The organism is Endozoicomonas sp. (genome assembly GCF_031844845.1).
Taxonomy (GTDB): domain Bacteria; phylum Pseudomonadota; class Gammaproteobacteria; order Pseudomonadales; family Endozoicomonadaceae; genus Endozoicomonas.
This window is the reverse complement of the sequence record NZ_JAVRMB020000379.1, coordinates 26568-39237: the sequence shown is the minus strand read 5'-3', so window position 1 is coordinate 39237 and position 12670 is coordinate 26568. Positions and strand designations below refer to the sequence as shown.

At 44.0% G+C, this 12670-nt stretch carries 11 protein-coding genes; 9 read left to right on the top strand and 2 right to left on the bottom strand.

What is annotated here, in order from left to right:
* The 5 genes from RM811_RS21160 to RM811_RS21140 all read left to right on the top strand — a co-directional run.
* The coding region (locus tag RM811_RS21160) for a hypothetical protein (protein ID WP_402528029.1) at positions 1 to 705 on the top strand (705 nt) is incomplete at its 5' end.
* Positions 706 to 776: 71 nt separating this feature from the next.
* The gene (locus RM811_RS21155; RefSeq protein ID WP_402528026.1) at positions 777 to 2636 is read left to right on the top strand and encodes a V-type ATP synthase subunit A; all 1860 of its coding nucleotides are present in this window, start codon (positions 777 to 779) and stop codon (positions 2634 to 2636) included.
* A gap of 236 nt (positions 2637 to 2872) precedes the next feature.
* Positions 2873 to 3694, top strand: coding sequence for a transporter substrate-binding domain-containing protein (locus RM811_RS21150; protein ID WP_402528023.1), 822 nt, complete (start codon positions 2873 to 2875; stop codon positions 3692 to 3694).
* A gap of 46 nt (positions 3695 to 3740) precedes the next feature.
* Positions 3741 to 4691: an amino acid ABC transporter permease gene (locus RM811_RS21145; protein ID WP_402528020.1), complete on the top strand. Its 951-nt coding sequence runs from the start codon at positions 3741 to 3743 to the stop codon at positions 4689 to 4691.
* 22 nt (positions 4692 to 4713) lie between these two features.
* Complete coding sequence (locus RM811_RS21140) at positions 4714 to 5436, top strand: amino acid ABC transporter ATP-binding protein (protein WP_402528032.1); 723 nt, start codon at positions 4714 to 4716, stop codon at positions 5434 to 5436.
* Positions 5437 to 5563: 127 nt separating this feature from the next.
* Here the strand turns inward: RM811_RS21140 and RM811_RS21135 are convergent, their stop codons facing one another.
* Together RM811_RS21135 and RM811_RS21130 are read right to left on the bottom strand one after the other, a co-directional pair.
* Positions 5564 to 6142, bottom strand: coding sequence for a hypothetical protein (locus tag RM811_RS21135; RefSeq protein ID WP_402528017.1), 579 nt, complete (start codon positions 6140 to 6142; stop codon positions 5564 to 5566).
* A 392-nt stretch (positions 6143 to 6534) separates the two neighbouring features.
* Entirely contained in the window at positions 6535 to 6795 is a 261-nt protein-coding gene (locus RM811_RS21130; RefSeq protein WP_402528014.1) for a hypothetical protein, read from the bottom strand.
* Positions 6796 to 7267: 472 nt separating this feature from the next.
* On the opposite strand from RM811_RS21130, the gene RM811_RS21125 reads away from it, so the two are divergent.
* The 4 genes from RM811_RS21125 to RM811_RS21110 all read left to right on the top strand — a co-directional run bounded on the left by RM811_RS21125 (position 7268) and on the right by RM811_RS21110 (position 12593).
* Positions 7268 to 7810 carry a hypothetical protein gene (locus RM811_RS21125; RefSeq protein WP_402528011.1) on the top strand — a complete coding sequence of 181 codons (543 nt, stop codon included), beginning with the start codon at positions 7268 to 7270 and terminating at the stop codon, positions 7808 to 7810.
* Positions 7811 to 8307: 497 nt separating this feature from the next.
* Positions 8308 to 9543 (top strand): hypothetical protein, encoded by a 1236-nt coding sequence (locus RM811_RS21120; RefSeq protein WP_402528008.1) that lies wholly within the window; start codon positions 8308 to 8310, stop codon positions 9541 to 9543.
* A 639-nt stretch (positions 9544 to 10182) separates the two neighbouring features.
* The gene (locus tag RM811_RS21115; RefSeq protein ID WP_402528005.1) at positions 10183 to 10953 is read left to right on the top strand and encodes a YopT-type cysteine protease domain-containing protein; all 771 of its coding nucleotides are present in this window, start codon (positions 10183 to 10185) and stop codon (positions 10951 to 10953) included.
* Positions 10954 to 11018: 65 nt separating this feature from the next.
* Positions 11019 to 12593 carry a hypothetical protein gene (locus RM811_RS21110; RefSeq protein WP_402528002.1) on the top strand — a complete coding sequence of 525 codons (1575 nt, stop codon included), beginning with the start codon at positions 11019 to 11021 and terminating at the stop codon, positions 12591 to 12593.
* Positions 12594 to 12670: the final 77 nt, after the last annotated feature.

Below are 12670 nucleotides of genomic sequence, written 5' to 3'. Positions count from 1 at the left end.
CCTAAGGAGAATACAATGGCAGAAAATGCCTACTATACCTTGCTGACATCGCTGCCTCATATTGACTCGCTGTTTAACAGCAAGATCACGCCGATCTCCCGGATACAGTTAGATCGTCGTCTGTCGATGCTGTCTATGGCCGATCGTGAAACGCTGGTCAAGGTGGAACAACTGGTTCATTGGAGCCATTTGGGCGAAGACATTAAAGAGAAATACCTGATCAATCTGGCTGAGCGTCTGATACAGGAACTGGACAGTCCTGACCTGAAAGAGTTGGTCAACTGGCGTTTGGATATGCGCACCATTGCCGCAGCACTGCGCCGTAAAGCCAATGGTATTCAGGCACCGACCACGGCTCGCTGGAGCTATGGCAGCCGGTACGCCTATATTCGACGGAACTGGAGTCATCCGAATCTGGGGTTGCAGAATGCTTTTCCGTGGATTCCCGTGGCGGTGGAATGTCTCCATAAAAAAGACTATCTCACGCTGGAAAAAACGGTGATGGAAGCCGTGTGGAATAAGCTCAATGAGCTTGGTGCACGACACCGGTTTGATTTTGAGGCAGTGGTTATCTACCTGCTGCGCTGGAACCTGGTGGCTCGCTGGACTGCTTATAACGGTGAGGAAGCGATCGTTCGTTTTAATGACCTCACCCAGCAAGCCCTGGGAGCATTTGCCCATCAGTTGCCCGGATCGCCAGACTGATCATTACCGGGCATCTGACGACCTGACAGATCGCTGGTTACCCATCACGATTTACGACAACGGTTATACACATGACAGAACAGACAAAGACAGACCTGATGCAACAGGCTACTGCCCGGGTAGTAGCTGTGATGGGGGATATTATCACCATCGAAAGCATCATTGGCCCGGAGAGTGAGAAAAAACCCCTGGTCAAGAATGAAGTGGTTTATGTATTGCCAAGCCGTCGCTCTAATGAAGCGGTGGAAGAGCAGCTGATGGCTGAAGTCCTGCGTATCCGTGGTAATACCGCCGACATTCAGGTATTCGAAGAAACCCGCGGTGTAGCGGTGGGCGACGGAATTATTCAGACCGGCAAAATGCTGTCCCTTGATTTGGGACCAGGCATCCTGAGCATGATTTACGACGGTCTGCAAAATCCGCTGGAGCGTCTGGCTAACCTCCATGGTCGCTTCCTTCAGCGTGGGGTACAGATAGAATCCCTGGATCGTACCCAAAACTGGGCGTTTACCGCAGTTGCCAAGATTGGTGATCGCCTGCATGCCGGTGAAACCTTAGGCACCGTTCCGGAAGGACGCTTTACTCACAAAATCATGATTCCTTTTGATACCGTGGGTGATGTGGAAGTGGTGTGGATCCAGGAAGGTAACTTCTCTGTTGACACGATCGTCGCCCGGGTGAAAAACCAGAAGGGTGAAGAAATATCGTTGAGCATGTATCAAAAGTGGCCGGTGCGTAAGTCCATTGCGGAAGCACTGGCTGGCAAAGGCAGGACAGAGCGTCTATATCCGAATGAGCCTCTGATCACCACCACGCGTATCGTTGATACCTTCTTCCCTATTGCCCGGGGTGGTACGGGTTGTATTCCAGGTCCTTTCGGTTCGGGTAAAACCGTACTTCAGCATGGTTTCTCCCGCTACTGTGATGCTGATATCGTTATTGTCACGGCCTGTGGTGAGCGTGCCGGTGAGGTGGTGGAAACCATCGAAGAATTCCCGCACCTGCAGGATCCAAAGACGGGCGGCGCCCTGATTGACCGTACGGTTATCATCTGTAATACGTCGTCTATGCCGGTAGCTGCCCGTGAAGCGTCTATCTACACGGGTCTGACCCTGGGTGAATACTATCGTCAGATGGGTTACAACGTTCTGGCGCTGGCTGACTCCACGTCCCGTTGGGCTCAGGCCATGCGTGAAACCTCCAACCGATTGGAAGAGATTCCAGGTGAAGAAGGCTTCCCGGCCTACATGGACTCTGCTATTAAAGGCGTTTATGAGCGTTGCGGTGTTATCCGTAACGAAGACGGTGAAGAAGGCTCGCTGACCATGATTGGCTCGGTATCACCAGCCGGTGGTAACTTTGAGGAGCCCGTGACTCAGGCAACATTGAGTACCGTCAAGGTCTTCCTGGGGTTGTCCTATGAACGCGCCTACAAGCGTTTCTATCCGGCCATTGATCCGCTGATTTCCTGGTCCCGTTACCTTGATCAGCTGGAAGGCTGGTATGCCAAAAACCTGTCTCCGGAGTGGGTGAGTAATGTTAAAGAGATGCATGCTCTTCTGATACGCGGTGACAGCATCAATCAGATGATGCAGGTAACCGGTGAAGAAGGTATCACTCTGGATGACTATGTCACTTTCCAGAAATCATTCCTGCTGGACATGGTTTACCTGCAACAGGATGCCTTTGATGATGTGGATGCTACCTGCCCGATCAAGCGACAGCAGGAAAATTTTGATCTGGTGGTCAGCCTGATTCGTCAGCAGTACAACTTCAGTGATAAGGAGGAAGTGCGTGATTACTTTATCAAGCTCACCGGCTTGTTCAAGAACATGCACTATGCACATCACGCGTCGCCTGAATACAACAACTATATGAACCGTATTCAGGAACTGCGTAGCCAGCATGCAGTGGGTGCTTTGGCTGCCTGATGTTATCCCCATGAGTTGCTGTTGATAAAACTGCCGGTTAATCCGGCAGTTTTTTTATATGGTTTTTTTAATTCTGGCTCTGGTTAAAAACGACAAGGTAGGTACAATGCGAAATTGTTTCCTCGTGTAACTGCTCTACTGCGAGGTTAAAGCGGCCAGGGATAAGCCGTGCATAATGATAAAAAATATATTCGGCATCAGTCGTACGGAATTTCTGGTTGCCCACAGGAGTTACAATGAGAAAAATGTCCACCATGCTGGCTTTTCTGCTGGCCTTCAGCTCTTTGTTCTCCGCAGGCCTTTTTGCCTCTGACAACGATCTCTGGAAAGAATCCACACTGAACGAAATTATGGAGCGTAAGGTTCTTCGCGTAGGGCTTGATGCAGGCTATATGCCGTTTGAGATGACCAACAGGCAAGGCAAGATTGTTGGCTTTGATGTGGATATAGCCCGTCAGATGGCCAAGGCAATGGGGGTAGAGCTTGAAATTGTGAACACCGCCTGGGATGGCATCATTCCGGCACTGATGACTGACAAGTTCGATATCATCATGTCAGGTATGACGCTGACCGCTGAACGTAATCTGCAGATCAATTTTGCCGAACCTTATATTGTCATTGGTCAGAGTATTCTGGTCAGCAATGACCTGAAAGATGAAATCAAGTCTTATAAAGATCTCAATAAAGCCAAATACACTGTGGTCTCTAAATTGGGCACTACCGGTGATCTGGCGGCGAAACGTTATCTCAGTAAAGCCAAACTGAGACTGTTTGAAACAGAATCAGATGGTGCCATTGAAGTGGTTAATGGCAAGGCAGACGCTTTCATTTATGACCTGCCGTTTAATGCGGTCTATGTCACACAGAATCCGGGCAAGCTGACCCATCTTGACCAGCCATTTACCTACGAGCCACTGGCATGGGGTGTTCGTAAGGGCGATCCGGACTTTCTGAACTGGCTGAATAATTACCTGCGTCAGATTCAGGGTGATGGTACTTACGATAAAATCTATGCCAAATGGTTCGAAAGTTCTGCATGGCACCGGACGTTGAAGTAACCGGCGGGTGCTTCAGAGTAAACCCGTAAAAGACCGACCTTTGCAAATGGAAAAGCAACACAACCGGATTCTCTGGAATCTGGTTTTCGTTGTCGGATTGCTGCTGTTGGGTCTGGGTATCTACAAGTCCAGTCAGGCCATTGACTATATCTGGCGCTGGGAGAGAATTCCTCAGTATATTGTTTACCAGGCCCGTGATGAACTGCGTGCTGAATTTGATGGAACGGTTGAGTCCAATGAGCAAGGTCAGTTAGTTCTGATCAATGATATTGACGACAGTGAATGGTTAGCGATTAAAGGCTATCAGGAACTGGTGATAGGCGATGGCGATCTGATTTTTGAAGGGGATCTGCTGGCGGTCAATTATCAATGGCAACCCGGGCCAATAGCGACAGGTCTCTGGATGACCATCAAACTGTCGCTGGTCTCCATTGTTTTTGCCATTATTCTGGGGGCTTTAGCGGGGTTAGCCCGAATATCGCCAAATCCGGCCTTAAGGCATCTTGCCACACTGTATGTTGAACTGGTCAGGGGAACACCATTACTGGTTCAGATCTTTATCGTTTATTTCTTCATTGGCAGCATTATGGATCTGGAGCGATTCACCGCCGGGGTGGTGGCGCTGTCGGTATTCACCGGGGCCTATGTAGCGGAGATTATCCGGGCCGGTATTGAGTCAATCAGCCGTGGGCAGATGGAAGCCGGTAGAAGTCTTGGGATGAGTAGTGGCAAGACCATGCGCTATATCATTTTACCCCAGGCATTTAAGAGGGTGCTTCCCCCGTTGGCCGGACAGTTTATTAATCTGATCAAGGACTCTTCGCTGGTCTCCGTGATCTCCCTGACGGATCTGACCAAAGCGGGTCGGGAAGTGGTGAGTGTGACATTCAGTCCTTTTGAGGTGTGGTTTAGCATCGCCCTTTTGTATCTGGTTTTAACCGCGACTCTTTCCTGGCTGGTTCGTCGTTTGGAGGTGAGATATGCCGTCAGAGATTGAAGGCTCTTTACCCGCTATGGGCATTATTCAGGTTACCGGTGTTGAGAAGATCTATCCTAATGGGGTTCATGCGCTTCGGAATGTTCATCAGTGCATTCAGGAGGGAGAGGTTGTCGTTGTTATAGGGCCCAGTGGCTCTGGCAAGTCTACTTTTCTGAGAACCCTTAACCAGCTGGAAACCATTAATGATGGCGAGATTGTTGTTGATGGCATCTCGCTGACCACTCCCGGTGATGTCAATAAACTCCGGGAAGAAGTGGGGATGGTATTTCAGTCGTTTAATCTGTTTCCCCATTTATCGGTGATGGACAATATCTGTCTGGCACCCATGAAGGTTCGGGGAATTAACCGTGCTGAAGCTGACGAACGGGCGAAGGCTTTATTGCTGAAAGTAGGGTTGTCGGATAAGGCTGACAGCTTTCCTCCGCAGTTGTCCGGTGGTCAGCAGCAGCGGGTTGCCATCGCCAGGGCTCTGGCCATGCAACCCCGTATCATGCTCTTTGATGAGCCGACCAGTGCCCTTGATCCGGAAATGGTCGGTGAAGTTCTGGATGTTATGAAGCAGTTGGCCAGAGAAGGGATGACCATGGTTGTGGTCACTCATGAAATGGGGTTTGCCCGGGAGGTTGCGGACCGGGTGTTGTTTATGGATCGTGGAGAGTTGCTGGTTGACAGTAATCCAGACACTTTCTTTGACAGGCCTGACAATGAACGGTTGAAAACCTTTTTGAGTCAGGTTATTTGAAATCTCTGACCTCCGGGGTTCACTGGCAACAATCCTCATATATGACTGTTTTTTTATATCAGGCCTTTTCTGGGTTGCAGCCAGTGTGAAACCAAAACGATATTGTTCAGGGATGGGATAAACCCACTTATTGATAGATAAAAGAGAGGCTGTCACTGCTGCTCTTTTTCGCCTCGAACGCAAGCTTGCTAATCACCGCATAGTTTTTAAACTCTTCTGTGCCACTGGTCAGGGTGACACATGTGTAGTCAACCAGAACCAGTGTATTCGTGGATGATACGATCAGTGAAACCAGAAGACTTGTGTCAATAGTATTTTTTCCCTTTTCAATCAGGAATCCTGTTGGCAGATTGTTCTCGCCTCTAGAGCTGGAGCTATCAGGGCAGATGCTGAGAAGGCTCTTATTCTGTTCGTCATTTAAATAAACGACGAAGTTTTCATAAGTAGTACCGATTTCATCGGCTATGTATTTGGGGTTATAAAGTGAGTGAACAGGATAGCCAATATGCTGATTGCTCAGTTCAGTGGCAGAGAGTCGTTGAAAGCAGTCTTGAGCTTGTGCTGGAATACCGTATACGCCAATAATTAACAAGGTAGCCACAATTCTGCCAGCAAGGCCGTTAACCAGGGATGTAGCCGTAAAAAAAGGGTTTATTGCCTTGAAAATATCCGGGCAGGGAAACCCGATGGTTTTTTTAGTGTTCATTAACGAAATGCCTGAAAAAGAGGATGGGGAAATAGCAGCAGGGAGAAAACAAACATCTTGTATATCGCACAGCGACAAGGAACGACCCTGTAACCTGCCTTATCAACATAGTGATTCCTGTCTTTTTGTCAAAGTTCAACGCCCTGATTTGCGTTTGAAATCCTGAAGAAACAGGGGGCTGATATTGATTTAATGGATGTTCATTGATTTTGATGTCCGCTTTTCCTGGTGTTTATATGTCCAGTAAATTCGTAATATCGGTGTTATTTTCCATAAAGGGATTAATGCCCAGTACATGAATATGCCAACGCAGTTTGCCACTATATCCCAGTCTGTCAGGGATTGCAGACCTTCAATATAAATACCGTATATAGCTGCGATAGTTGCTGTTTTTAAATTGAAAGGGTTTTGATACTGAAAGGCATCCATAAAACCTGAAATAACCAGAAAGGCCATCCCATCAGGTGGGCTATTTTGTCAGCAGCAATGGGTAGATTCCAGAATGTCAGTTCAATAACCCGAATAGTGTTAATGGGAAATAGTGCCAGAATGGTGATGACAATTAAGGTGGTGGCTAATGCCATTCTGCTGATCAATAAATAATGCTGCAGAATTATCGCTTCCAGCGAGGGTGTTTTCCTGATGTATTCCACTTCACATTATGCCCTTCCAAAAAATATGATTTTTATTGAAATCCGAAATCATTAATGCTGATTGATCTATCCGTTTTTATATCGAAATACTTATGTTATTAAATCTTTTATTTCTGGTTGTCCTGTAGCGCTCTGTAATCGCTGTCAGTAGGCTTTAGTCTGGCTACCAATGTGAAACGTCAACAGGCCCTGAAAAAACGAAAATAATATTGTAAATACCGGGATTAGCTGACATTTTTCCTTTATTTAAAGAGCTGGCATTGAAGGGGGCAACTTGAGTGACTATATTTTTTATTTTACAACTGAGCTTGGTTGTTAAAGGTGAATATTAAAGATTACTGGTTCAACTTTTGCCGGTAAGGAAGTTTACTAACTGCTTTAGTCTTGAATGGAGAATAATTGTTTTCGTTTGCTCTCCACTTAATCTGCCGTATTTCTTTATAACTTTAGCGTTTATTAAATGAGGTAATGTATGCATATAAACGAAGAATTGACTTGGGATGATGTTGGCAATATTTCCACTGGCTCAGGCACAGTTAAAGACGCATTTTCCTCGAAATATGCGAGGAAGGAGCTACTAAACACAGGTACGTCACTTTATAAATTCAATGGATATAGCTCCCTTGGTCGCGGTAAAATCACCGATACTACAGTCTTGTCTCCCTGGTGGAGTCCCACCGAAGCATTCCAGTATGATGCGGGGCTGAGCGAGCGCAGGAAAATCGCAGAGCTGAATGGCATCTCGTTCAGAGAATGGGGACGTCTGACATCAGTAATCAAAGAGAACTGGAGTACTTTGTCATGGTTGCTGACCATTGAATTGAAAATCCCCGTTTACGCATGGTTTGGCGGCTTTCAGGGAATGAGCCGTATCGATAGTGGTGCCACTTCAAAGCGTGATAGCAAGGTTGAATCAAAAGGAAGGTCAAAGAACTTGCCTGGTGGAGGGACGCAGTTCTATATTCCGAATCTGAAACTTGGCAGCATTAGAATATACAAATTCGATCCGATCTGATGGCTTGTAAAGTGGTTAATTTTTTCTGGTCCACAAGTACCGGTAATGACCTGCTGTGTCAGGAAAGCTGTTCCGGTTACTATTAAATAAATGTTAAACAGTGGGTGGTGGACGTTTAAGATAGCCTTACTATCCAGTGGAACGTAGCAGCGGTTCTACGGAAGCTATTGCCTCCACATAATGGCCATTCGCAGGCGTGAAAGTTCAAAGTCAATAGTGCCTGGAGTTCGAAACATTTTTACCGGAGGCTTTTTTATGGCATCCAATTCTTTAAAAAACTGGATGCCATAGTTTTCATAATCATTGCCCGGTCATCTACTTCTTTTTTTATTTTTATGACGTACGTTCGGTGGTAATCAAAAATAAATTAATAGATCAGTCAATCAGGTATTTTAAAAAAACGAATTATTAAACTACACTCGATTCCTTAAAGGAACGTATTGAGTGACTCCCGGACGGAAACATAAATCGACTGATTTTTAATAATGGTGCTTATTATGATGGAAGGTTTAGGTTCTATTGGCCAAGGTTCTACACAAACCATTCAAAACAGTAAGGGGGGTTCAAATAGTGGAAAGTGTAATGGCTCTGCAGGGGGTTCGGGTTTGGAGGTCCTTCAAAAAAAATGGAATGATAGAATCAATGAAGCAAATGATGTGATTTCAAAGCGTCCAGACAAATCAAAGCCCGTGGCTCAAAATCTTGTCAATAAATTCGGCATTCTAACTGAATCGGCAAAATCTGAGGAAATGACCGATGAACTGACAAAATTCCTTTCCCTGGTTCTTGCCTATTGCAATCTCGCTAATGAGAGCAATTTATCTCAACTACATGAAGTATGTAATGATTATACGAAGCATCCATACGATCATATGAATGAGCTATTAGAAACCCTGGATGGAAAGTTGACAGAGCTCCAAGGTGCTTCCAAAGCAGATAGCCAAACTATATCAGGCCATTATTCCATGGCTGTTGAAAGGCAGAAGTTTGTCGAATCTGACATAAAGGCCAAGTTTGAAGATGAGGATACACAACGACAAATTAAAAATGCGCTAGTTCTAATAAATAATCAGATAACTTTAGGCTTTGATATTGGTCCTATTCCTGATGATATTGTCATCCTTGAGTTTGATAGCTCCGAATCAATTAAAAAATTCGCTATTCAGCACAAATATCCAAGTGAGCATCGGAAGACTGATAGAGACATATATGAGAACGATTATATTAATCAGGATTACAATGTTTTGCCAGAAGCCTCCAAAAAAGAACTAATCAAAAAATTGAAAGAAATGGAAAAAGAAATATCTGAAGCTTCATCAGCCCCGCCGGGAAGAATATTTTCTGATGCAGATTTAAAGTTGATTGAAGAAAGCTTGGGGAAACCGATATGCGTTATGTCCGGGGAAACATTATGCCTTGCTTCTTTCGAAACATCAGACGACAGACTAAAGGGGTACCTTGAATCATGTTATATTTTGAAATTAAAAACTCCAGAAAAAAAAGAGGTGACAGGTGCTGGCAATACAGATCCAGATCTACAGGTATTTGCTAAAAACGATGAAGTAAAACGTCAGGAAGTTATAAAACACCAAAATCTTCTGGCAAAAGCAGTACTTGAGAGTGTTGCCATTAAAAGGGAATATGCAGATCATGAAGGATTACCGGCTGCACCTAAATATGCCGCCAGAGCACTTATCCGAAGCATTACGCCGCAAATTGGAATTGCAGTTTAAATACGTTGATCGCAGATATACAAGGGTACAAATTGGTATCCATCCTGTTTTTCAGTTGGTATGACCAGAATTCAGGATAGTATTCCCAAGTGCAACCCTAAAAAGAGCCACCTTCAAACCTTCAACGGTGAGTTGATGCCATCACTGAGCAGCCGATTAGCTCATAGTTATTGACCCGTTTGTGGGAAGCATGAGAGATATAAAAAGTGCATTGAAACCTTATGCTTGACGTGAAATAAAATTGCCACGGATACACGGAGAAAAGAAAAAGCTTTTCCTCTGTGTATCCGTGCCTCCGTGGCCAAAACTTTCATGGCTGAGGATGACGAACAATCGTCATGAGCATTTGTGTGTCCGGAAAACTATAACCACTTCAAAATAGCAGGTTTGCCTGTCATGATTCGAAAAAATATTGTCATTTTATTGATGAAAACCAAGCGATAGATATGAGTAATTCAGTAGCTATGGGGCTATCCCTACCTTAAAGAGTTCGGAGTATTTTTTATTAAGGTTGTGAACGTGAATTTACAAATGCTGGACTCTAATCTATAAATTTGTAGCGTTAATCATTGAAGGACTAATTCCCGGCAGCTTGATATGGGGTAGTTCATTAAGTTCAGCGATAAAGAGTAAACTGTGATGCCAAACCCGCTTGCCTTCATATCGAACTATTTTTTTAACAGGGTTCGAAATTCTGCAGAGCAATATAATGGTCATTGTACCTGGCGCTTTAGCCAAGGGAATAATCCAATAGCCAACATTATCGAGACAGACTCGGAAACGGCTGGCGGCATATGCGAAATGCTGTCAGTCCGATGGATCGAAAGGCATGCGTCCGGTAGCAGTCTTGCCAGCTGGTTATCTGCTTCCGGGGGATCGATTGACAAAAATGATATAGATCCTTCGAAAATCAGGCAACTTATGCAGCTTTACATCGCGGGTACTACATTGAGATCTGGTATGATGGCAGAGGAAAATTCCGGTTGTTTTAATCAGACCAATGCAAGTATCCGCTGGCTGCGGGAAAAAGGTATCCTGCAATGTCGATCTATCAATTTTACGCAGGTTGGCAGTAATAAATATACCATGGTGCAAGATCGCAGAGGTGAGCGAGGTGACATGGGCAGAAAAGACTTTGCCACTGAGATCGCCGTCAGTATACAGCGAGACCTGAAAAGTTGTTATGGGAACTATGCTGTGATTGGTATTTATGGCAATGGAGGTCATGCGATGGCAGCCTGGATTGGGCAGGACGCATGTTTCTTTGATCCCAACTATGGTGAGTTCTATTTTTCAGATAAAAACGCATTTATCAACTGGTTTCCGTTCTTTTTTAAAAGAGCAGGGTACATGTCTTCCAGCGGTCTTTGTGAATCCTATCACAATATTATATTGTCCCCTCGACATTGACAGACAGCCTGCTTGATATCTTTGGTCATTATTAAACAACAATAGTAATTTATCAGGAGGGTTATATGGATGTCGGCGTGGCAACCACCAATAATCGGATGGGCTATGATGGTGATTTTTCTCAGGTTAGGGGTGGGAGAAATGCATCGAGGGTCAATAGATTTCTCCGTTTTTTTAGCACGGGAAACTGCTTAGGAATGCAAGCAAGAAGAGAACAAGGCAATGAATATGTAACGACCAGCGATAGGTTGCTCAAAAGATTGAAAGATTTTCCTGATATCAAGGCTGTCGTTGTCAAGGTTCTTTACCTGACGAATGGAGATCATAATGGTGAGGTTGAACAACTAATAGCTAAAGAGTTAAAGATTATGGAATTAGCAGTTTATCAGCAGTTAGGTCTTGACGATTGTTGTTCGGATAAGCCGATGTTTCATCAGGATAGTGAAAAAGTGGAAGCTTCTGCAATCTCTCAAAATACTCTGACAGATCGTCAAACCATCCTTGCCTCGAGTGAATGTGCGGAGAAAAATAACAGCAAGATGGAACGGGATCAATTGATTGATATGTCGATGACTGATGAAGATTTAAAGAAAAGATTAAATAATGAGAATGATGTATCGAATGACGTTGGTAATATTATAAATATTCTTATGGAGAATCATGAAGTTGAACCCTTCTCAAATGATTGTTCTGGTGGTGAAAATAGTAAAAAAATGCGTGAAAAAGTTGAAGAAGTAATCGAAAGAATGAAAATAAATTGTATCGGCAGTGCGATCAAAAACAAGTCAGATGTTCAGTCAAGACTACATACTAAAGAAAAAAATGTTTTTGATGTAATGGTACAAAATAAACATGACTTTAGTACTGTTGGCGGAGATATAAGTAAGTTAGTAAAAGCAATGGATGTGCCCGACCAATACAGGCAGCTCGCTAGTTTAAACATATCATGGAAACTCCTTCTTCATGCGTTGAGTTATGATGAACAATCGTTTGAGGTCAGGTTTGATGACCTGGAAAATATTAAAGATAAAGTTGCTTATTCATTAGATTCTTCTTCTATAAAACAGGGTAAGGATGGTGGAATAAGTAAGCTTTTAACACGATTCATGAAGGAAGAAGATAAAGATATTAATAGTTCTGGTAGAGCCAAAGGAGTGGAAAATATTCTTACGTTAAAGACAGCCATTTCTTCTGGTAAATTAAACCAGATCCCATTAGAAACTGGTGAAAGTTCTGAATCTGTGGAAATTGCTTCTAGCGACGCTACTATGCTGCAAAGTAATGAAATATATAACTTTAAGCGAGCTATACTCTATGCGGCTTATACTTGCCATAAAGCTCGGTTAGTTGGCAGATCTCAAGAGCAGACAGCCTGTTTGGATGTATTTGCCATGTCTTGTATAGCCTATTTCTTTCATATGATGGTGGTAGAGGAGTCAGAGGGATCGAGCAGTCACGCTGATGCAGCTATTCAGATTTTAAAATTTATTAACTCTATAAAATCCGATAGTCTGTTTTTGTCGTCAGAACAGGAAGGTTATCATTTTCAGGATATCCATCAATTAAACAAGCACTTTGAGGAATGTTATCATCACCAGTGTGTTGAACCGCAGGTTGTAATTTTCGATTTGTTTGAGTAAAGACAATTCTTTTACCTTATATTCTTGGTGCTGAACTGGTGTTTAAAAGATATTATGGATGTAAGGTTAAGTCTTCA